The organism is Paraburkholderia tropica, assembly GCF_014171495.1.
In the GTDB taxonomy this organism is placed as follows: domain Bacteria; phylum Pseudomonadota; class Gammaproteobacteria; order Burkholderiales; family Burkholderiaceae; genus Paraburkholderia; species Paraburkholderia tropica.
The window spans coordinates 734258-754036 of record NZ_CP049136.1 but is presented as its reverse complement, the minus strand read 5'-3'; the positions used below and the strand labels follow the sequence as shown (position 1 = coordinate 754036).

Below are 19779 nucleotides of genomic sequence, written 5' to 3'. Positions count from 1 at the left end.
AGAATGGCGCGATTCGATGCGATAAAAAACGGCGGCCGTTTTCTTAAAGCAGCCGGGTCCCGATCCACCAGGCCATTGCCGCCATCGCCGCGGAAGCCGGGATGGTGAGCACCCAGGCCCAGATGATATTGCCCGCCACGCCCCAACGCACCGCGGAGAGCTTCTGCGTGGCGCCGACGCCGACGATCGCGCCGGTGATGGTATGCGTCGTCGAAACGGGAATGCCGAGCCCCGAGGCGACGAATAAGGTGAGCGCGCCGCCGAGTTCGGCGCAAAAACCGCCCACCGGCTTGAGCTTCGTGATCTTCTGCCCCATCGTCCGCACGATGCGCCATCCGCCGAAAAGGGTTCCGAGTCCCATCGACGCATAGCATCCGGCGGCCACCCAGAGCGGCGGCGCGACGGCGTTGTGCGATGCATAGCCCGCGGCGATCAGCAGCATCCAGATAATGCCGATGGTCTTCTGCGAGTCGTTGCCGCCGTGCCCGAGGCTGTAAAGGCCCGCCGAGATCAATTGCAGGCTGCGGAACTGGCGATCCACCTTGCTTTGCGGCACGCGGAAATAGAGCCAGGCGATGCCGAGCATGAAGCACGAGCCCAGCACGAAACCCAGCACCGGCGAGATGACGATGAAGGCCACGGTCTTCATGACGCCGTCGAGATTCAGCGCGCCCCAGCCGGATTTGGCCAGCGCCGAGCCGACCAGTCCGCCGATCAGCGCATGCGACGAACTGGAGGGAATGCCGTAGTACCAGGTGATGAAATTCCAGCCGATGGCGCCGATCAGTGCGCCGAACACCACGTACTGATCGACTATCGCGGGATCGATCGTGCCTTTGCCGATGGTGGCGGCCACGCCGAGGTGAAAGACAAAATACGCAACGACGTTGAAGAACGCCGCAAATGCGACCGCTTGCTGCGGCTTCAACACCCCGGTGGACACCACGGTCGCAATGGCGTTGGCGGCGTCGTGAAACCCATTCATGAAGTCAAACAGGAGGGCGATCGCGACGAGCAGAATGATGGCCCAGAGAGCGAGTTGAATCGGATGCATGGTTGAATTCGCTCAAGCGTTTTCCAGCACAATGCCCTCGATAATGGTTGCGGCGACCTCGCATTTATCGGTAATGGTTTCAAGCAGTTCGTAGACGCTTTTCAGTTTGATGAGCGTCTTGACATCGGCTTCCTCGCGGAATAGCCGCGAGATCGCGATACGCAGCAACCGGTCGACTTCGGATTCGAGTTCGTCGATTTCCTTGCAGCATCGCAGGATCTGATCTGCCTGCTTCATGTCGGAAAGCATGCTGACGGCCTGCTGAACCTGAATGGCTGTCTTCGTGCTCAGCCGCGCGAACTCGATCGCATCGTCGGGCAACGCTTGCACGTCATACAGCGTAATGGTGTTCGCAACATCCTCAATCACGTCGATGATGTCATCCAGCGTGTTGATGAGCTGCTGGATCTGATCGCGATCCAGCGGCGTGATGAAGGTCTTGTGCAGCAGATCGTTGCAGTCGCGAGTCAGTTTATCGGCCGACTTTTCGTTGATCTTGATGTTTCGCCGGTGTCGCTCCGCGTCGTCGAGATTCTCGATCAGCTTTTCGAGAGCATGACTGCCGTCCACGATATATCGGGCATGGGCATTGAAAATCTCGAAAAAATTGCCGTCTCTGGGCATGAATCGGCCGAACATAGGGCATTACCTCGGGTTTGATGGCGCGCCGACCGCGTCATCGAAAAACCGCTCATGATACAGGCATTTGAATTGCGCCTTGTCCGGCCAATATTGGCTGGATTGTGTGCCGCAAACGCGCACACGATCGTACCGGCGACGGCTTGCGGCAAAACGACTGGCATGGGCGTCGGCCGCGGAACGTGGCGTGCTTGCCGACAGGCGAGTGTGTGCTTTTCTGCGGGGGCTAGCTGCCTCTGCTAACCTTTTGCTGCGACCGGCGGCGTGTAGCGAACATCCAGCCGGGACGCGAGCATGACTCAGTCATAACCCAGGGAGGAATCTTTATGTATCGCAAAGCTGTTGCGAGTGCACTTATTTGCTCGTTGTTCGGTGTGTCGGCTGTTGTGTACGCTCAACCGCATCAGGACGGTGGACCCGATGGTCAGGGTCATCCGGGCGCGAGCCACGGCGCGCCGCATGGGGCGCCGCATGGCGCACCTCACGGCAACCCGGGGCATGGTGCGCCGATGCATGACGCGTCGATTTCCCGTCCGGGCGGTCCGGTGCCGCATAACGACTGGCACAAAGGCGACCGCATTCCGCCGGAATACCGCGATCGCAACTATGTCGTCGACGACTGGCGCGGCCACGGACTCTCCGCACCGCCGCGCGGCTATCACTGGGTCGGCGTGAACGGCGACTACGTGCTGGCAGCGGTGGCGACCGGCGTGATCGCGAGCGTGCTCGCTTCGCCGCGCTAACGCATCGACGCCACGCGCCGCGTGAGTGCGGCGCGCTGGCGATCCCTTCATGACGGATATGGGCGATGACGTCGACATCCGCACGGATGTGCCGCTGTGTCGCGTGTTTCGCGACGGCGCAATGATCGCGCAATCGCACGACGTGTCCGAATACTGGTGCAAGGCTCTGGTGAGCTTCGTGATCGATTGCTCTTTCGCCTTCGACACGCGCGGGTGGATGCGGGCATCGGCATCCGCCATATCGAGCCTTTGAACGTTGAATGTCCGCGGCTTCGATCGCGAATGAACGGGGCAATTGCGAGGCTTCCACGAACGCGCGCCGCGAACGCTTTGTGCGTGGCGGAGCTGTAACGATCAGAAATATAGACTTATCAATAAGTTCTTAAGAAATCGATGCGGGGGTCGTTGATACAGAATCGAAAACAAAAAATGACCGCATCGAGGAATGACCATGAAAATAACAACCACGCGCTGCGCGGCTTTTGCCGTTTTTTCGCTGCTTGCAGGCTGTGTGACTAACCCTCAGGGGCAACTCGTCGTCGATCCCAACGTGGGCGCGGCGATTCAGAGCGTGCTCGCTCCGCCGCCGCCTGCGCCCGTCGTGGTCGAAGACTACTACGCCCCCATGCCTTATGACGCGTCGATCGCGGTCGTTGCCGATAGCGATGTGGTTTTCATCGGCGGTTCGACCTACATCTGGATTATCGGTCCGGATGGCAGACGCCATCGCCAATTCTATGCACATGGCGATCATCGCGCAGACGTTTTCCATCGACGAGATGAACTGCATAACGTGATGGCGCATCACGAAGGTCATCTGCCGGATCATGCGACGGGCAATCCGCATATGGCGGCTGGAGCCGCGCACACCGGCGCTCAACCCGGCGGCCAGCAACGTGGTGGTAATGCCGTGGCCGCACATGCGCAGGTGACGGCGCAACATGCACCTGCCAAGGCGCCGGCGCATCAGGAAAAGGACAAGAAAAAGTCGTGACTTTAAGGGCGATTCCGATAACCCCGGATCGCAAATCGCAAATCGCGTAGCGAAGTGCATCGCTACGACATTTCAGCCGGCCAATTGCCGGCTGTTTTTTTATCTGCACGCTCCGGTATTGGCACGGCAGCGCTAAAAACCGCGCGGCGTTTTTTGTGCCGGAGAAGTGCGTTGAGTGCGGGTCTATTGGATCTTCGCGTCTTCGCGTTTTGCTTTCTCCATGGCTTCCGGTTCCAGTTCTTCCGCCGACCGATTCAGGTGGACGAACACCCCCCAGGCCGCAAGCAGCAAGGCAGTGGACGCGATCAGCGCCGCCGCAAACCAGAGCTGCGAGGGATCCTGATGTAGCGCCTTGAATGTCGCCACGAGTCCCTCGATGGCAAGCGCGACGACCACAACGACAAGAAACCGGGACATGAAACGTCGTACGCGAGTCGGTCCGCTAACGTCCGCTTCCCGGATGACCTCTTCTTCGACGATCGTCTCGGCAATCTGGATTGCCACAACGGCGCCGGCCAGCAGTCCCAGCGCTTCGATGATCGATAGCGCGGCTGTCTGGTCCCACTGGTGTGTGAACGCTGTCCATCCGGTGTGTGCGGCAATCGCAATCAACATCAGCGCGGCACATGTGAAGAGAGCCGCCATCAGCCCATGGATCAGCGTAAAAAAGCGCCAAAGAGACTTCATTTGCGGCTCCCGAGGGTTGGAGGCAGGTTCTGGGTGATTTTTCTGGCCGGCGTTTCGAAGGGGAATGCGGTTTTTCGGCAATGTTCGAAATCCTCGGGAGTGTCATTGGGTAGGGATGTATGCAGATACATACATACGGATCGCCATCACTCGTCGCGGCATCATTCTGGCTGTATTTTTTGTAATCTATCAAGTGCGCGATTCAACGCTCGTCTGTTGGCCCGGCGGCGTCGTGCAGCAGCCTCCGCACCGCAAGCCATCTCGCTCGCGCGATCTCGTCTAGTCAACTGTGTGCATGCGCCGCACGGACGCTTTCTATTTGCTGTCGACCCGCACGATTCTGGGGCATGCGTCCGACGAATACGCGCTTCCTGCTGTCTGAAGCGGGCCCAATGTCCAGGGCATACCCTGGAGCGGGTGAATTTCTGAGAATTCCGCTTGCTTCAATTATTTTGTTCCCGCATCTTGTCTAGACAACACGCGAGGCGTCATCGCCTCACGAGCCGTTCCGCTGTTTCGCCAATCAAAGGAGCATCGAGATGCAGTCGAAGTACAGCAAGTTGGCCAAGGGAATGATCGGGGCGGCCATCGGCACGGCCCTGTTCGGCGGCGCCGCGCAGGCGAAGGATGTGACGATCGCGCTTGAAGGCGGCTACGCGCCATGGAACATGACGCTGCCGGGCGGCAAGCTTGGCGGCTTCGAGCCCGAACTCGCCGCGAATCTGTGCGCACGCGCGCAGCTCAAGTGCAATCTCGTGGCGCAGGACTGGGACGGCATGATTCCGGGCCTCCAGGCCGGAAAGTTCGACGTCCTGATGGATGCGATTTCGATCACGCCCGAGCGCGAGAAGATCATCGCGTTCTCGAAGCCGTATGCGTCCACGCCGGCGACCTTCGCCGTGACCGACACAAAGATCCTGCCGAAGGCGGGCCCGACCGCGGCGGCGCTCAAGCTCGACACCGACGCGAAATCGAACGCGCCCGCCGTGCAGGCGCTGCGCACCGCGCTCAAGGGCAAGACCATCGGCATCCAGTCGGGCACGGTGTACACGCGCTTCATCAACGAGAACTTCAAGGACGTTGCTTCGATCCGCGTCTACAAGACCTCGCCGGAACGCGATCTCGACCTGTCCAACGGCCGTATCGATGCCTCCTTCGACGACGTGACTTACTACGCCGCGAACGCCGACAAGAAAGAGGCGGTGCCCACCGTCGCGGCCGGCCCGAAGATCGGCGGCCCGATCTGGGGACCCGGCGAGGGCCTCGCGTTTCGCAAGCAGGACGCGGACCTGAAGGCGAAGTTCGACGCGGCAATCACGGCGGCGATTGCCGACGGCACCGTGAAGAAGCTCTCGGAGAAGTGGTTCAAGACCGACGTGACGCCCTGATTGGCGCGCGTCGCGTGAGCGCGCGCGGCCGCCGGCTCCGGAGCGAGCGGCGGCTGTCGCGCGGTGGGTTTCGCAGGCTTGCTTGAGGTGGCGTGATGGCTCTTTTCCAAATGCTCGGTTTCGGGACCGAAGGCTGGGGCGGCGTGCTCCTGCTCGGCGCGCTCATGACGGTGGTGTTGACGATCGCAGCGCTCGCGATCGGCGCGGTGTTCGGTGCGATGGTGGCGGCCGCCAAGCTCTCGCGCTTTCGCACGGCGCGCGTGATCGGCGACTTCTACACGACGGTGTTTCGCGGCGTGCCGGAACTGCTCGTCATCTATCTGTTCTATTTCGGCGGCTCGTCGCTGGTGTCCTCGATCGGGCAGTGGTTCGGCGCGGACGGCTTTATCGGCGTGCCGCCGTTCGTGATCGGCGCATTCGCCGTCGGCATGATTTCCGGCGCGTATCAGGCCGAGGTCTATCGCGCCGCCGTGCAGGCGGTGTCGCGCGGAGAACTCGAAGCCGCGCGCGCGATCGGCATGCCCACGCTCACGATGGCGCGCCGCATCCTGATTCCCCAGGTGCTGCGTTTCGCATTGCCCGGTATCGGAAACGTCTGGCAACTGAGCCTGAAAGATTCCGCGCTGATTTCGGTCACCGGTCTCGTCGAATTGCTGCGCGCGAGCCAGGTGGCGGCGGGATCGACGCATCAGTACTTCCTGTTCTTCGTCGTGGGCGGCGCGCTGTATCTCGCGATGACGGGGGTATCGAACCGCGTGTTCGGCCGGGCGGAAGCGATCGTCGGCCGCTCCTTCAAACGCAACTTCGCGCGCAACTGACGCCAGAGCGGCCCCATCATGCAAATCGACTTCGACTTTCTTCTCGACACCACGCGTCAGCTGATCGCGGCGGTGCCGGTCACGCTGGGTCTGTTCTTCGCCTCGCTCGTGATCGGCGGGCTGCTGTCGCTCGTGGTCGTCACGATGCGCGTCTCGCCGCACTGGCTGCCCAATCGCTTTGCGCGCGCGTACATCCTCGTGTTTCGCGGCTCGCCGCTGCTGATCCAGATGTTTCTCGTCTATTACGGTCTCGGCCAGTTCGGCGTGATTCGCGAGAGTTTTCTGTGGCCCGTGCTGCGCGAGCCGTATGTGTGCGCCGTGCTTTCGCTCGCGCTCTGCACGGCGGGCTATACCGCCGAAATTATTCGCGGCGGCTTGATGGCGGTGCCGGTCGGACAGATCGAGGCGGGCTATGCCATCGGCCTTTCGGGCTTCTCGCTGCTGCGCCGCGTCATCGGCCCGATCGCGCTGCGTCAGTGCCTGCCCGCGTATTCGACCGAGGCCGTGCTGCTCGTGAAGTCGACGGCGCTCGCGAGCCTCGTCACCGTGTGGGAAGTCACCGGCGTTGCGCAGCAAATCATTCAGCAAACCTATCGGACCACCGAAGTGTTCGCCTGCGCCGCGCTGATTTATCTGTGCCTGAATTTCCTCGTGGTTAGCCTGATCGGGCTGCTGGAGCGTCGCCTGTCGCGCCATCTGCGCGCCGCGCCCGTGTCAGCGCGCCGTGCTGCCACGCAACTCGAAACCCGCCGCGCCGCTTCGTGAGCCGCGCATCTCCCCGGAGAAACGTATGAACGCATTTGCACCGGTCGCCCTGTCCGTGAAGAACATTCACAAGTCGTTTGGCGACCATCACGTCCTCAAAGGTATTTCGCTCGATGCTCACGAAGGCGATGTGATTTCGATTCTCGGCGCGAGCGGCTCGGGCAAGAGCACCTTTCTGCGTTGCCTGAATCTGCTCGAAATGCCCGATGACGGTTCCGTATCGCTCGGCGGCGAAGCGCTAAAAATGAAGCGCCGCCGCGACGGAAAACTGCAACCGGAGGACCGCCGGCAGGTGGACCGCGTGCGCTCGCAACTGGGCATGGTGTTTCAGAACTTCAATCTCTGGTCGCATATGACCGTGCTCGACAACCTCATCGAAGGGCCGATGCGCGTGCTCAAGCGCACGCGCGCGGAATCGGTCGAGGAAGCCGAAGCGCTGCTCGCCAAGGTCGGTCTCGCCGACAAGCGCGCGCACTATCCCGCGCATCTGTCCGGCGGCCAGCAGCAGCGCGTGGCCATCGCGCGCGCCCTTGCGATGCATCCGAAGGTCATGTTGTTCGACGAGCCGACCTCGGCGCTCGATCCCGAACTCGTGGGCGAAGTGCTGCGCGTGATGCGCGCGCTCGCCGACGAAGGCCGCACGATGCTGGTCGTCACGCATGAAATGGGGTTCGCGAAACATGTGTCGAATCGCGTGATGTTTCTGCATCAAGGCCAGGTCGATTCGGACGGCACGCCCGACGAGGTATTCGGCGAACACAAGTCGGAACGCTTCCGCCAGTTCGTGTCGAGCCACCAGGACCGCAACGCTCACTGATTTCCAGCGCGAGTTCATCATGTCAGTCATCCGTTCCACGCGCCCGCTGGACTGGCGCGAAATCTGCGCCGTCGCCGCGGGCGCGCCGCTCGAACTGGCGCCCGACGCGCGCGAACGCATCGGCGCCGCGCGTGCGCTCGTCGAGCAGATCATTGCCCGCAATATCCGCGCGTACGGCGTGAACACGGGCGTCGGCGCACTGTGCGACGTGGTGGTGTCGCCGGCCGAGCAGCATGCGCTCTCGCACAACATTCTGATGAGCCACGCGGTGGGCGTGGGCGAGCCGCTGGGCGCGCAGGAAACGCGCGCGATCATGGCCGCCGCCATCAACAATTACGCGCATGGTCATTCGGGTGTGCGCGTCGAACTCGTCGAACGGCTCGTGGCGCTGCTCGAGGCCGATTGCCTGCCCGAAGTGCCCGCGCTCGGTTCGGTCGGTTACCTGAGCCACATGGCGCACATCGCGCTCGTGTGCGTGGGCGCGGGGCACGCGCGCTGGCGCGGCGAACGCATGAGCGGCGCAGACGCGTTGCGGCGACTCGGGCTCGAACCGCTATCGCTGCAAGCAAAGGAAGGCTTGAGCCTCGTGAACGGCACGCCGTGCGTGACGGGGCTCGCGGCGCTCGCGCTCCAGCGCGCGCATTGGCTGCTCGATTGGGCCGATGCCGTCGCCGCGATGAGCTTCGAAAATCTCGGCGGCCAGATGGCGGCGTTCGACGCGGGCTCGCTGGCGTTTCGCGTTTCGCCGGGGCTCGCGCGAGTCGGCGCGCGTATGCGCGCGGCGCTGGCGGGCAGCGGCCTGCTGGCAGCGGCGCTCGGCCGGCGCACTCAGGACCCGCTGAGCATGCGGACGATTCCGCACGTGCACGGCGCGGCGCGCGACGTGCTGGCCGCGACGGCGGAAGTGGTGAATCGCGAACTCGCCTCGACGACCGACAACCCGATTGTCGCCGGGACGCTCGACGAGCCGCGCGTGTATTCGCAGGCGCACGCGGTGGGCGCATCGATCGCGCTGGCGATGGACAGCCTCGCCGCGGCCGTCGCGCAGGTCGCGGCGATGGCGGAGCGACGACTGGACCGCCTCGTGAATCCCCTTGTGAGCGGACTGCCCGCATTCCTCGCACAAGCGAGCGGCACGCGTTCGGGCTTCATGATCGCGCAGTACACGGCGGCGGCGCTGGTCGCGCAGAACCGTCGCGAAGCCGCTCCGGCAAGTCTCGACGGCGGGGTGACGTCCGGCTTGCAGGAAGATCACCTGTGCCACGCGACGCCCGCCGCGCTCAAGGCGCTCGCCGTCATCGAAAACAGCAGTCGCATTGTCGGCATCGAACTGCTGGCGGCGGCGCAGGCCTACGATCTCCAGCCGCTCGCGGCGTCGCGCGCGCCATACACGGAAGCGCTCTATACGCAGGTGCGCGCCGTCCTGCCGACCTATTGCGACGATCGCCCGCTCGCGGAGGACATGACGCTGGCCTTCCACCTGATCGCCGACGGCGGGCCGCCGCCGCTGCCCGATCCGTGCGATTTCCCTTCGACGCTTGAGCGCTGTACGCCCGCGCCCGTGGAGTCCGTGGCGGGTGCGGGTGCAGCGTCGGCCAACGATGCGATGCCGGGCGTGGTCGGCAGCTAAAGCCATTCAAGGCGCAACGAGAACATGACGGACATGAATGCTCCGATGCAGGCCGACAGCGCGATGCGGCGCTCGCTGTCCGCGCCGCGCAAGGTCGCGCCGCCCTACGAGCAGATCAAGCGTTACGTGATGGGGCATATCGCCGACGGCACCTGGAAACCCGGCGATGCAATACCCTCGGAAACCGAGTTCGTGAAGGAGTTCGGGGTGGCGCGCATGACGGTCTCGCGCGCGTTGCGCGAACTGACCGCGGAGCGCGTGCTCACGCGCGTGCAGGGATCGGGCACATTCGTCGCGCCGCGCGATTACGAATCGACGGTGCTCGATATCCGCAATATCGCGGATGAAATCGCTTCGCGCGGTCATCGACACGCGGCGCGCGTGATCGCGCTCGAAGCGAGCGGCTGGCCTACGGCGATTGACGAACTCGAATTGGACAGCGGTCCGGTTTTTCATTCCGCCATCATCCATATGGAGGACGATGAACCGATCCAGTTCGAGGACCGCTATGTGAATCCGCGCGTGTTTCCGCACTATCTGGAGCAGGACTTCACGCTGGAAACGCCGAACGTTTACATGGTGCGGGTCGCGCCGATCCAGCGCGCGGAATTCCGCATTTACGCGCGCAAGCCCGATGCGCAGATTCGCCGCCATCTCGCGATGGATATCGGCGAGCCTTGCCTGATGCTATGGCGGCGCACCTGGGTCGGAGACGATGTGGCGACCGCGGTGCAACTCTGGCATCCGGCGTCGCGCTTTCATCTGGCGGGCGCGGTTTGAGTGGATTGGATGGCGTGATCGGGCGGGGGAGTTTGACCTTATGAGTCGGGGGCGTGTTACAGCGTTGGGCGTATAGCGCGGGGAGCGCCCCGAACGGCCGCATCCATTCCAGATGCGCATGCTGACGATCTCGAGGGCTTCATGGCGTTAGCGAAGCTGGCCGTATGAAGCCTGCGTGGACCGGTGCGCGATACACGTCGACCCACAAGAGGCCGCAGAGTCACACCGAAGCGGCCATCGCGATACAAGGTCAATCTGGCTTATCGTCTAAATTACTCAGTCGAAACAACCGAGGATTAGCGCGGCGAGTACGCGGATGACTCTCCGCATATCCAGATCCGTCGGCCTGCCTTGTGCGTTATGGAGTTGTTGCACTCGAATATGGTCCGCTGATGCCATCGATCGCCGCCTTCACGTTGGGATCGAAGTGGTTGCGATACCACGCTGCCATATTTTGCATCCCTTCGATACCGGGCGGGCTATTTCCCGCGCCGACAATTTCCGCGCACGCGGCAGCGACGGCAATAAGAATTCTCGCCGCCTCGGGAATGTAGGGACTGTCGAGTCCTGCGTCGTGCCGCTGGCGAATCACCGCATAGCGTACGTTCTCGGGCAATGTCCACGCGCTGGTCAAGAACTCTTGAACGCTAACCGGTCGTCCATTCACGATGATCGTCCGAGCCCGGTGCTCTTCGGCGTACCCTGCCGATTCCAACGCCTCGCAACTGTCGATCGCGGCATTCAAAACATCACGTATCAGATGCCAATCGGTTTTCATACGACTCTGCTCCTTGATGACGTGTTAGGCGACTCACGTTTTCAGTATTGCCGTCGGTGGGCCAATTCTCGCCGCGCGATAATGGTGATATTCGGCGGTTTGCGATGTCAACAGTTTTACGCCCGCTGTCGAACGTCCTTTCGTGGTCGGGTGCCGCTTGCGCGTATTGCATGGTGCGGGTCAAGATAGAGGGGAGAGTCTGAGTGCGACCCGTTGCTGACCTTTGACTTTCCCCAAAGCGACCGTTCAACGTATGCGCCTAGATCGAGTTTGGGTTGGCAAGCAGCGCTGCTGATTCATCAAACCACCTGAGGAACTTATCGATAGCGGCGGCGGCGGCGGGCACTGCTGCATGCAAGGGCAGAATCGTGTCGGAGCCACGTCGCAGAATAAGAATCTTCGCCGCTTGTGCCGGCGGGCAGAAAATGAAAGCCTTGCCTTCCCGGTCGAATTGCTCGCCCCAATTCGTCAAGAAATTGAAAACGCCATATTTCTCCCAATCGCGCTCGCATTCGAAGGCGGTTCGAACGTCATCTTCAAGCAATTGATCGCCTTGAGCCCCGTACAGTAGCCGATCAAGACGATCGATTAACTGTTCGTCGTTCAGATTGTCCAGATCACTTCGCCAAAGATCTGGAAGGGCCGCCACGAGCTGTTTGAATCCTAGATATGCCGGATACAAAGAACATCGAGGATTAGAAAAATCGCCTATCGACGTATTCGCGCACCATACTTGCATTCGCCCGTAGACGGCGGAAGGCGGGACCAGACCAGGTTCGATCATGGCTTCGATGGCAAACTCAGATTTCGAACCGAATAACATCGATCAATGTCCGTGGTCTAAATGGCGGCGTTTTGTGATGGATCTCGTGAATGCCCGCTCCTGGCCGACCTTGAAATGCCACTTCCCTCCCGATTGACTGGGAGCGAACCGGCGCCAATTCGTGCCTACTCGTCTTGTTCTGGTTTGAAGAACCGGACCTCGAATACGTCTTTTGTCTCCCTCACTAAGATTTTCCGGCCGCAGTTTCCGCAGGTGAGAAGGAGGTCAGACCGCCGAACGAGATCAGAGATCAGATCATCTGCGCTTCTTCCCTCGTGGTTTGAATCAAGGAATTCTTCCGTCGCAAGCAACGATATGCCCGTTCCGCAGAACAGGTTCTTATGAACAAGTCGATCACACTTGCACCGAACCCATGAACCCATCTCTCATCCCTTATTGTCGCTCCACCGTCGGATTGTCGGCGATTTAGGACGACGCGTCGATCGAACTGAATGGAGGTTAGATACGCAATCGTGGATTGCCTCCGCGAACTGCGGGTTGGACAAGCCGATACCGACGCGGGCGAGCGAAAGCAACAATTGCTCGACGCCTTTAACAATCCCGACGATACGCCTGTTTTCCACGGGATCGCTAAACCTAGGTAGTGCATCCGGCAAGTTAGATTCGATACTTACGATTCCGTCTTCAACCCTTAGGTCGATTCCGAACGGCAGCAGAAACGCTCGGTTCTTATCCATTCTTCCGATCTCGACGTTATCCACAGCCGGCATTGTCAACGATCCAGCCAGCGATGTCGAACGACCGGTTGTGGCCGGGCAGCGCCCGACGACGAAGCGTGGCGATCGCCGCGGGCACGCCATCCTTTGCAAAAAGCATAAGCGACCCTGTGTGGTCATTCTGTGCATCGAAAATCTGTCGCTCAGCACTGTTGATTTCGCAAGGCGGAATTCTTGTAAGATAGCCTGACAATTACAGCAGCGCTCCAACAATGGTCAAGATGCCAAGCCGTCTCTTTAGGCACGCTCCCATTACAACCGTTCCGACAAAGACAGAGACCCTCGCTGATCCTGGCGGTAAGGCGAAGCTCGATATCGTGCGCAGCTTACTCGCTCTGCCGTCGGAGCGTGGCCGTTGGCGCGCTGAAGATTGGCAACTCTTGCGCCACCGTGATGCCTTCTTAACGGTGGACTGGGGACTCGACACGGAAGAGATTGTTGGTCAGTGGAACCATCTGCTTGATCCGGAGCACATGATTTCTCTCCCTGCCCCCGTCGCCGCTCTTACCGTCAGGCTGAGCTACAAAGGACATACTAGCGACGTCACGTACAGGGCATCACGAGAGGACTGCTTTATCGTCGTGGTGGCCATCGCTCAGCTTGCTAATGCAGAGATTGATACACGGCTATGCAGGGACTCACTTGGAAACAGCGACCTTTGCTTTCTTCCATTGCTGCGTGCTGAATGGAGCCAGTTGGAAGAGGCGTACGGCACAGCCGCGCTTGATCAGCGCTTTGCTCAACTGCCCACGAACATTGACGCCTTTTTAGTGTTGCTGGCGTAGGCGCAGAAGTAGGCACTTCGCGTTTTCTCGAATGAGGTCGCGGCCGGCCGGCACATGACGACCCCGACTGGATCGAGGCGCTGATTGTCTACGATCCAGGAGACGATGTCGACTGACCGGTTGAATCCGCCTTCCTGTGCGGCTAGAGGCAGCTTGAAGTGAGGAGGCGACTCGCTAGAGCAGCGTTTTGAACATGTGCTCCTCGTCATAGAAGCGATCTTCGACCTTCATCGCTCGCGGCTCCACGCCGAACACCTGAAAGCCTTGCGACGCATAAAGCCTCTTCGCTGACAGGTTTTCCGCATTGACACAAAGCATCAACTGGATGGTGTTCCACTCGTCGGTCGCGTGAGCTGTAGCTGCGGCTAAAAGTGTTTGTGCGATTCCCCGCCCGCGGTATGAAGGGTTGACAAACACGCCCCAAATGGTGGCCTTGTGACTCACTTGAGATAGCGGCTCGCGACGAATGCCCGTGAAGCCGACCAGCACGTCAACTTCAAACGCACCAAAGACGGCCTGTGTTCGCGTCGAACGAATGCGGCCTACGATCTCCGCGATCGAGCGCGCCATTTCCTCCTGGCGGGTAGGCCATATGGCAGTGGGGGAGTTGTCGACGGCGAGAAGACGCAAGGCTTTGAATTGCTCCGCGTCATGGGCGTCTAGTGTCCGGACAGTGATCATGGGATGGAAGGAGAGGAAGCCAAAGCGCTTACGGTACGCGATATCTCGCACACGTTCTGACTTTGATGTGTTCAGCCGCGCCGTATGGATCAAATTTCGACGAACAGCGAGGAAGAGGGGCCGCTCTTGGCCGAACTTCGTCGTCCGGTATATGTTCCTCGCTACTGACTGCGCCGCTTGATCAGATATTCGATAGAAAACGGACAGGTTATATACTCCCCCAATCCCAAAATCCCGCACCACCCCCATGAGCCTCTCCGTCAAAAGCGTGCGTTACTTTATCGCGGTGGCGGAAGCCGAATCCGTGACGGGCGCCACGCAGACACTCAACATCTCGCAGTCGGTCATCACTGAAGCCATCAAAGGCCTCGAAAGCGAACTCGGCGCGCAGCTCTTCGTGCGTCACGCGCGCGGCATGGTGCTCACGCACGCGGGCCACCAGTTCCTGCGTCACGCGCATCAGATCCTCGCCGCCGTCCGCAACGCCCAGCAAGCGCTCTCCGCGCGCCCGGACACCAAGACGGGCCGCTTGAACGTCGGCGTCACGAGTCTGATGACGGGCTACTTTCTGCCTTATCTGCTGGACCACTACAAGCGCGTCTTTCCCAAAGTCGAAGTGCAGGTGGTCGAAGATCAGCGCGATTACATCGAGCATCTGCTCGTCAACGGCGAGCTGGATGTCGCCGTGCTGATCGTTTCGAACGTGCAGAACAGTCAGGCCATCGAAACCGAATCGCTGATCAAAGCCGCGTGGCGTTTGTGGCTGCCCGCGAATCACGCGCTGCGCGGGCTCGGCAGCATCTCGCTTCAGGAGATCGCCAACGAAGGCATGATCATGCTGAAAGTGGACGAGCTGGAAGACAACACCACCGCGTTCTGGCGCGCGGCGGGTCTACGGCCGAACACGGTGATGCGCACGGCGTCGGTGGAAGCGGTGCGCAGTCTGGTGGCCACCGGCGCGGGCCTGTCGATTCTTCCCGATGTGCTGTATCGCCCGTGGTCGCTCGACGGCGACCGGCTGGAGGTGCGCAAGATTCTCGGCGAGATGCCGACCGTGGATATCGGCATCGCCTGGCGGCGCAGCCTCACGCTGCCGGAGATGGTGCAGCACTTCCTCGTCGTGGCCCGCGAGTACTCGCGCACGCACAGCAAATCGTCGATCTGAAATATCGATATCGTTCTCCGAGCGTTCGCTTTCGCCGAAATTGACGCGATTTTTACGCACTCTCGTTCGGGTTTTTACGGAGTCCGTCTGCGGCGCCGCCGCATCCGTAGAGGCCCGCCGGGCGGCGAATCCACGGTGCTTCGCCGGGTCTGAAAGCTCCGTGTCATACGGGCGAGCCTCGATTCCCAACCCGTTGCGTCGCCACGTTCGAGCAGGTTTTCGTCGACTTGTACGGCGATAGCCTTCGGCATTACCGATAGCTCGTATCTGGGTTTCGGCCTATCGGTCAAAAACGACCGCCTCCTAGAATAGCTCCGTCCATCATCGTATTGCCTCAAACCCTTTGCCCACGGGGCTTTCCGGTACGCCGCCCGGGCCACAACCACGAGGAATCGGAGCATGTCGCACACCCCTTACATGGCTGCCGCCATTGCCCTTGCCGCGCTCGTCAACACGGGGCTGGCCAGCGCGGCCGGTCCGCTCACGCAACTGGGGAAGCCGGAAGGCCAGGTCAACATCATCGCGTGGCCGGGTTACATCGAGCGCGGCGACACCGACAAGAAATACGACTGGGTCACCGGCTTCGAGAAGGAGTCGGGCTGCAAGGTGAACGTGAAGACGGCCGCGACCTCCGACGAAATGGTCTCGCTGATGAACCAGGGTGGCTACGACCTCGTCACCGCATCGGGCGATGCGAGCCTGCGGCTCGTCTACGGCAAGAAGGTGCAGCCGATCAACACGGCGCTGATTCCCGCCTGGAACACGATCGAGCCGCGGCTGCAGAACGCGCCGTGGCACACGGTCAACGGCGTCCATTACGGCGTGCCGTATCAGTGGGGCGCGAATTTCCTCGCGTACAACACGAAGATTTTCCCGAAGGCGCCCACTTCGTGGTCGGTCGTCTTCGAGCAGCAGACGCTGCCGGACGGCAAGAGCAACAAGGGCCGCGTGCAGGCCTATAACGGCGCGATCTATGTGGCCGACGCCGCCGTCTATCTGATGCACAAGAATCCCGCGCTCGGCATCAAGGACCCGTACGAGCTGAACGAAGCGCAATACGCCGAAGTGCTCAAGGTGCTGCGCGCGCAAAAGCCGCTGGTGCATCGTTACTGGCACGACGTCACGGTGCAGATGAACGACTTCAAGAACGAAGGCGTGGCCGTGTCGAGCGCATGGGGTTATGCGGTGAACTCGCTGCAAGCCGAGAAATTCCCGATCGCCGCGACGATTCCGCAGGAAGGCGCGACGGGTTGGGCCGACACCACGATGATGCACGCGGACGCGCCGCATCCGGTCTGCGCCTACAAGTGGATGAACTGGTCGCTGAACCGCAAATTGCAGGCCGATCTGGCCGAATGGTTCGGCTCGAATCCGGTGATCCAGGGCGGTTGCCAGCAGGCGGCGGTGGGCGGTTCGAACTTCTGCGCGGCAAACGGCTATGACCGCTTCGATCAGATTCACTTCTGGAAGACGCCGGTCGCCAATTGCGGTTCGCAGGGCAAGTGCGTGCCGTACAGCCGATGGACCCAGGATTTCATCTCGATCATGGGTGGTCGATAGAGCCACGGGCGCGTCTTCAGCCGCGCCCGGATCGCTTCGCATCACGGCATCGAAAGCAGAAGAATGCAGCCGCAACCGGCAGGAAACATCATGAATAGCGCAGTCGAATTCTCCAGGGTTTCGCGTCACTACGACGGCGTGCGCGCCGTGGATGACGTTTCGCTCGTCGTCCACGACGGCGAATTCTTCTCGATGCTCGGACCGTCGGGATCGGGCAAGACGACCTGTCTGCGTCTGATCGCGGGCTTCGAGCAGCCGAGCGCGGGCCGCGTCGTCCTGCATGCTCGCGACGCGACCGGCCTGCCGCCGTATCAGCGCGACGTGAACACCGTGTTCCAGGACTACGCGCTGTTCCCGCACATGAATATTCGCGACAACGTGGCCTATGGACTGCTGGTGAGCGGCGTCGATAAACGCACGCGCCATCGTCAGGCGGAAGAGGCACTCGAACTCGTCGCGCTCGGCGGCTATGGCGCGCGCCGACCCGGCCAGTTGTCGGGCGGCCAGCGGCAGCGCGTGGCGTTGGCGCGCGCGCTGGTGCGGCGTCCGCGCATTCTGTTGCTCGACGAGCCGCTCGGCGCACTCGATCTCAAGCTGCGCGAGCAGATGCAGATCGAACTCAAGAGCTTGCAGCGCAAGCTCGGCGTGACCTTCATCTACGTCACGCACGATCAGGGCGAGGCGCTGTCGATGTCGGATCGCGTCGCGGTGTTCAACAAAGGCCGCATCGAGCAGGTGGATACGCCGCGCAATCTCTACACGCGTCCGGCCACGCCGTTCGTCGCGGATTTCGTGGGCACCTCGAACGTGATCGCCGACGCGGCCTCGCTGCAACGCCTCGGCGCGGCCCAGCCGTTTGCGATTCGCCCCGAGCACATTCGTTTCGGCGGCGCATCGCCCGCAAACGCCGACGACGTGCAGTTGCCCGGCACGCTGATCGACATCCAGTACTACGGCGCGACGAGCCGCTTCGAGGTGCGTTCGGATGCGGGCCAGCGCCTCGCCGTGACGATCGCGAATCAGGACGATGCGACGACGACGCTGCCCGCGGTCGGCGACGCCGTCACGCTCGCCTGGGCGCGCCGCGCGATGGTGACGCTGGAGCTGCGGGGGTGAGCATGACCACGACTTCGAACGCCGCGGTCCCGCGCGCCGTCCCGCCACGCGACGGCCTGGTACGCCGCGCGAGCGGCTTCCTGCATCGCCACGCGAATCTGTATTTGTTGCTGTTGCTGCTGCCGCCGCTGCTGTGGTTCGGCGTGGTCTATCTGGGCTCGCTGTTCGCGCTGCTGCTGCAAAGCGTCTGGCGCTTCGACGACTTCACGATGGCCGTGAGCCCCGACTTCACGCTCGCGAACTATGTGGCGCTGATCCGCGACCCCGCGAATCTCGACGTGGTCCTGCGCACGACCGGCATGGCCTGTTGCGTGACGATCGCGAGCGCGCTGCTCGCGTTTCCGGTCGCGTACTACATGGCGCGCTACGCGAGGGGCTGGAAAAAGGGCCTGTTTTACGTGGCCGTGATGCTGCCGATGTGGGCCAGCTACATCGTCAAGGTCTACGCGTGGACCGTGATTCTCGCGCAAGGCGGCGTGCTCTACTGGATCATCGACATGCTGCATCTGCGCGCCGCGCTCGATGCGTTGCTGCGTGTGCCCGTGATCGGCGGCGACTCGCTGTCGACCTCGAACATCGGCCGCTTCCTCGTCTTCACGTATATCTGGCTGCCGTTCATGATCCTGCCGATCCAGGCCGCCATCGAGCGCATTCCGGCCAATCTGCTGCAGGCGTCCGCCGACCTCGGCGCGCATCCGCGTCAGACCTTCCGCACGGTGATCCTGCCGCTCGCGTTTCCCGGCATCGCGGCGGGCTCGATCTTCACGTTCTCGCTCACGCTGGGCGACTACATCATTCCGCAACTGGTGGGACCGAGCGGCCTGTTTATCGGCACCATGGTCTACACGATGCAAGGCTCGATCGGCAACGTGCCGATGGCCGCCGCCTTCACGGTCGTGCCGATGGTGCTGATCGGCGTGTATCTCGCCGTCGCCAAACGCCTGGGAGCCTTCGATGCGCTCTGACGCCCAACCCTCGCGCCTGCTGCGCTGCGCCGCCTGGGGCGGCCTCGCGTTCCTGCATCTGCCGATTCTCGTGGTCGCGCTCTACGCGTTCAACACCGAAACCAGCGCGTTCAGCTTCCCGCTCAAGGGCTTCACGCTGCACTGGTTCACCGAAGCCTTCGCGCGCGACGACATGCTCGCGGCCGCGTGGCTCTCGGTGAAAGTGGCGGCGCTCGCGACGCTGCTCGCTGTGCTGCTCGGCACGGCGGCGGCAGGCGCGCTGTACCGTCGCAACTTCTTCGGCAAGGAAGCGATTACGTTCGCGCTGATTTTGCCGATCGCGCTGCCCGGCATCATCACCGGCATCGCGCTGCTGTCCGCGTTCAAGACCGCGAATCTCGACCTGGGCTTCTGGACCATCGCGGTCGGGCACGGCACGTTCTGCGTGGTGATGGTCTACAACAACGTGGTCGCGCGCATGCGGCGCATGCCCGCGAGCCTCGTGGAAGCGTCGATGGATCTGGGCGCGGACGGCTGGCAGACCTTCCGCTACGTTGTGCTGCCGCAGATCGCCACGGCGCTGCTGGCGGGCGCGATCCTCGCGTTCGCGCTGAGCTTCGACGAGATCATCGTCACGACGTTCACGGCGGGGCAGGAGCGCACGCTGCCGATCTGGCTGCTGAACCAGCTTTCGCGGCCGCGCGACGTCCCCGTGACCAACGTGGTTGCGCTGATGGTGATGGCCATCACGATGATTCCGATTCTGGGCGCGTGGTATCTCACGCGCGACACCGAAAGCACCGCAGGCAGCAGCCGCTGAACAGCGCGCGGCCATCGCGGACAAGACCGACACTCAAGAGCGTGGGCTCAACGAA

General features: G+C 61.9%; 21 protein-coding genes. 15 read left to right on the top strand and 6 right to left on the bottom strand.

All coding sequences use genetic code 11. From position 1 onward, the window contains the following. Window positions 1–43 precede the first annotated feature (43 nt). Both G5S35_RS26905 and G5S35_RS26900 read right to left on the bottom strand, forming a co-directional pair. Window positions 44–1054 carry an inorganic phosphate transporter gene (locus tag G5S35_RS26905; RefSeq protein WP_065060986.1) on the bottom strand — a complete coding sequence of 337 codons (1011 nt, stop codon included), beginning with the start codon at window positions 1052–1054 and terminating at the stop codon, window positions 44–46. A 12-nt stretch (window positions 1055–1066) separates the two neighbouring features. Further along, window positions 1067–1693: a DUF47 domain-containing protein gene (locus tag G5S35_RS26900; RefSeq protein ID WP_065060985.1), complete on the bottom strand. Its 627-nt coding sequence runs from the start codon at window positions 1691–1693 to the stop codon at window positions 1067–1069. A gap of 509 nt (window positions 1694–2202) precedes the next feature. Between G5S35_RS26900 and G5S35_RS40195 the strand changes: the two genes are divergently transcribed. The 3 genes from G5S35_RS40195 (at window position 2203) to G5S35_RS26885 (ending at window position 3430) form a co-directional block, all read left to right on the top strand. Beyond that, window positions 2203–2436 (top strand): RcnB family protein, encoded by a 234-nt coding sequence (locus G5S35_RS40195; protein ID WP_110330037.1) that lies wholly within the window; start codon window positions 2203–2205, stop codon window positions 2434–2436. 49 nt (window positions 2437–2485) lie between these two features. Continuing rightward, the gene (locus G5S35_RS26890) at window positions 2486–2689 is read left to right on the top strand and encodes a hypothetical protein (protein ID WP_074981881.1); all 204 of its coding nucleotides are present in this window, start codon (window positions 2486–2488) and stop codon (window positions 2687–2689) included. A 198-nt stretch (window positions 2690–2887) separates the two neighbouring features. Then, on the top strand, window positions 2888–3430 hold the full coding sequence (locus tag G5S35_RS26885; RefSeq protein ID WP_234774686.1) for a hypothetical protein: 543 nt from the start codon (window positions 2888–2890) through the stop codon (window positions 3428–3430). Window positions 3431–3613: 183 nt separating this feature from the next. Here the strand turns inward: G5S35_RS26885 and G5S35_RS26880 are convergent, their stop codons facing one another. Then, window positions 3614–4117, bottom strand: coding sequence for a hypothetical protein (locus G5S35_RS26880; protein ID WP_065060981.1), 504 nt, complete (start codon window positions 4115–4117; stop codon window positions 3614–3616). A 539-nt stretch (window positions 4118–4656) separates the two neighbouring features. Here G5S35_RS26880 and G5S35_RS26875 point away from each other — a divergent pair. From G5S35_RS26875 to hutC, 6 genes are all read left to right on the top strand, one after another. After that, complete coding sequence (locus G5S35_RS26875; protein ID WP_065060980.1) at window positions 4657–5505, top strand: transporter substrate-binding domain-containing protein; 849 nt, start codon at window positions 4657–4659, stop codon at window positions 5503–5505. A gap of 95 nt (window positions 5506–5600) precedes the next feature. Next, complete coding sequence (locus G5S35_RS26870) at window positions 5601–6323, top strand: ABC transporter permease (protein ID WP_065060979.1); 723 nt, start codon at window positions 5601–5603, stop codon at window positions 6321–6323. An 18-nt stretch (window positions 6324–6341) separates the two neighbouring features. After that, complete coding sequence (locus G5S35_RS26865) at window positions 6342–7088, top strand: ABC transporter permease (protein WP_183039989.1); 747 nt, start codon at window positions 6342–6344, stop codon at window positions 7086–7088. Between the two features lie 25 nt (window positions 7089–7113). Then, on the top strand, window positions 7114–7905 hold the full coding sequence (locus G5S35_RS26860) for an ABC transporter ATP-binding protein (protein WP_183039988.1): 792 nt from the start codon (window positions 7114–7116) through the stop codon (window positions 7903–7905). 19 nt (window positions 7906–7924) lie between these two features. Beyond that, window positions 7925–9535, top strand: a complete 1611-nt coding sequence (locus tag G5S35_RS26855) for an HAL/PAL/TAL family ammonia-lyase (RefSeq protein ID WP_065060976.1) — start codon at window positions 7925–7927, stop codon at window positions 9533–9535. A 45-nt stretch (window positions 9536–9580) separates the two neighbouring features. After that, a complete protein-coding gene (gene hutC / locus G5S35_RS26850; protein WP_231957601.1) occupies window positions 9581–10315 on the top strand; it encodes a histidine utilization repressor in 735 nt (244 codons plus the stop codon). Window positions 10316–10673: 358 nt separating this feature from the next. Here hutC and G5S35_RS26845 read toward each other — a convergent pair whose 3' ends face one another. Together G5S35_RS26845 and G5S35_RS26840 are read right to left on the bottom strand one after the other, a co-directional pair. Continuing rightward, window positions 10674–11093, bottom strand: a complete 420-nt coding sequence (locus G5S35_RS26845; RefSeq protein WP_176080890.1) for a hypothetical protein — start codon at window positions 11091–11093, stop codon at window positions 10674–10676. Window positions 11094–11352: 259 nt separating this feature from the next. After that, window positions 11353–11916, bottom strand: a complete 564-nt coding sequence (locus G5S35_RS26840; RefSeq protein ID WP_156773781.1) for a hypothetical protein — start codon at window positions 11914–11916, stop codon at window positions 11353–11355. Window positions 11917–12865: 949 nt separating this feature from the next. Between G5S35_RS26840 and G5S35_RS26835 the strand changes: the two genes are divergently transcribed. Continuing rightward, complete coding sequence (locus G5S35_RS26835; RefSeq protein ID WP_110327178.1) at window positions 12866–13438, top strand: hypothetical protein; 573 nt, start codon at window positions 12866–12868, stop codon at window positions 13436–13438. Between the two features lie 174 nt (window positions 13439–13612). On the opposite strand, the gene G5S35_RS26830 is transcribed toward G5S35_RS26835, so the two are convergent. Continuing rightward, window positions 13613–14119: a GNAT family N-acetyltransferase gene (locus G5S35_RS26830; protein WP_183040026.1), complete on the bottom strand. Its 507-nt coding sequence runs from the start codon at window positions 14117–14119 to the stop codon at window positions 13613–13615. Between the two features lie 247 nt (window positions 14120–14366). Here G5S35_RS26830 and G5S35_RS26825 point away from each other — a divergent pair, with 247 nt between their 5' ends. From G5S35_RS26825 to G5S35_RS26805, 5 genes are all read left to right on the top strand, one after another. Continuing rightward, window positions 14367–15284 carry a LysR family transcriptional regulator gene (locus G5S35_RS26825; RefSeq protein WP_065060972.1) on the top strand — a complete coding sequence of 306 codons (918 nt, stop codon included), beginning with the start codon at window positions 14367–14369 and terminating at the stop codon, window positions 15282–15284. A 399-nt stretch (window positions 15285–15683) separates the two neighbouring features. Further along, window positions 15684–16844: an ABC transporter substrate-binding protein gene (locus G5S35_RS26820; protein WP_234774685.1), complete on the top strand. Its 1161-nt coding sequence runs from the start codon at window positions 15684–15686 to the stop codon at window positions 16842–16844. Between the two features lie 90 nt (window positions 16845–16934). Continuing rightward, on the top strand, window positions 16935–17960 hold the full coding sequence (locus tag G5S35_RS26815) for an ABC transporter ATP-binding protein (protein ID WP_065061044.1): 1026 nt from the start codon (window positions 16935–16937) through the stop codon (window positions 17958–17960). 2 nt (window positions 17961–17962) lie between these two features. After that, window positions 17963–18925 (top strand): ABC transporter permease, encoded by a 963-nt coding sequence (locus G5S35_RS26810; RefSeq protein ID WP_065060970.1) that lies wholly within the window; start codon window positions 17963–17965, stop codon window positions 18923–18925. Further along, on the top strand, window positions 18915–19724 hold the full coding sequence (locus tag G5S35_RS26805) for an ABC transporter permease (protein ID WP_183039987.1): 810 nt from the start codon (window positions 18915–18917) through the stop codon (window positions 19722–19724). Before G5S35_RS26810 ends, G5S35_RS26805 begins: the two co-directional genes overlap by 11 nt. Window positions 19725–19779 lie beyond the last annotated feature (55 nt).

Bases quoted from the DNA above. Each gene is read 5' to 3' on its own strand.
- G5S35_RS26905 (WP_065060986.1), bottom strand. From the start codon at position 1,054: ATGCATCCGATTCAACTCGCTCTCTGGGCCATCATTCTGCTCGTCGCG.
- G5S35_RS26900 (WP_065060985.1), bottom strand. From the start codon at position 1,693: ATGTTCGGCCGATTCATGCCCAGAGACGGCAATTTTTTCGAGATTTTC.
- G5S35_RS40195 (WP_110330037.1), top strand. From the start codon at position 2,203: ATGCATGACGCGTCGATTTCCCGTCCGGGCGGTCCGGTGCCGCATAAC.
- G5S35_RS26890 (WP_074981881.1), top strand. From the start codon at position 2,486: ATGACGGATATGGGCGATGACGTCGACATCCGCACGGATGTGCCGCTG.
- G5S35_RS26885 (WP_234774686.1), top strand. From the start codon at position 2,888: ATGAAAATAACAACCACGCGCTGCGCGGCTTTTGCCGTTTTTTCGCTG.
- G5S35_RS26880 (WP_065060981.1), bottom strand. From the start codon at position 4,117: ATGAAGTCTCTTTGGCGCTTTTTTACGCTGATCCATGGGCTGATGGCG.
- G5S35_RS26875 (WP_065060980.1), top strand. From the start codon at position 4,657: ATGCAGTCGAAGTACAGCAAGTTGGCCAAGGGAATGATCGGGGCGGCC.
- G5S35_RS26870 (WP_065060979.1), top strand. From the start codon at position 5,601: ATGGCTCTTTTCCAAATGCTCGGTTTCGGGACCGAAGGCTGGGGCGGC.
- G5S35_RS26865 (WP_183039989.1), top strand. From the start codon at position 6,342: ATGCAAATCGACTTCGACTTTCTTCTCGACACCACGCGTCAGCTGATC.
- G5S35_RS26860 (WP_183039988.1), top strand. From the start codon at position 7,114: ATGAACGCATTTGCACCGGTCGCCCTGTCCGTGAAGAACATTCACAAG.
- G5S35_RS26855 (WP_065060976.1), top strand. From the start codon at position 7,925: ATGTCAGTCATCCGTTCCACGCGCCCGCTGGACTGGCGCGAAATCTGC.
- hutC (WP_231957601.1), top strand. From the start codon at position 9,581: ATGCAGGCCGACAGCGCGATGCGGCGCTCGCTGTCCGCGCCGCGCAAG.
- G5S35_RS26845 (WP_176080890.1), bottom strand. From the start codon at position 11,093: ATGAAAACCGATTGGCATCTGATACGTGATGTTTTGAATGCCGCGATC.
- G5S35_RS26840 (WP_156773781.1), bottom strand. From the start codon at position 11,916: ATGTTATTCGGTTCGAAATCTGAGTTTGCCATCGAAGCCATGATCGAA.
- G5S35_RS26835 (WP_110327178.1), top strand. From the start codon at position 12,866: ATGGTCAAGATGCCAAGCCGTCTCTTTAGGCACGCTCCCATTACAACC.
- G5S35_RS26830 (WP_183040026.1), bottom strand. From the start codon at position 14,119: ATGATCACTGTCCGGACACTAGACGCCCATGACGCGGAGCAATTCAAA.
- G5S35_RS26825 (WP_065060972.1), top strand. From the start codon at position 14,367: ATGAGCCTCTCCGTCAAAAGCGTGCGTTACTTTATCGCGGTGGCGGAA.
- G5S35_RS26820 (WP_234774685.1), top strand. From the start codon at position 15,684: ATGTCGCACACCCCTTACATGGCTGCCGCCATTGCCCTTGCCGCGCTC.
- G5S35_RS26815 (WP_065061044.1), top strand. From the start codon at position 16,935: ATGAATAGCGCAGTCGAATTCTCCAGGGTTTCGCGTCACTACGACGGC.
- G5S35_RS26810 (WP_065060970.1), top strand. From the start codon at position 17,963: ATGACCACGACTTCGAACGCCGCGGTCCCGCGCGCCGTCCCGCCACGC.
- G5S35_RS26805 (WP_183039987.1), top strand. From the start codon at position 18,915: ATGCGCTCTGACGCCCAACCCTCGCGCCTGCTGCGCTGCGCCGCCTGG.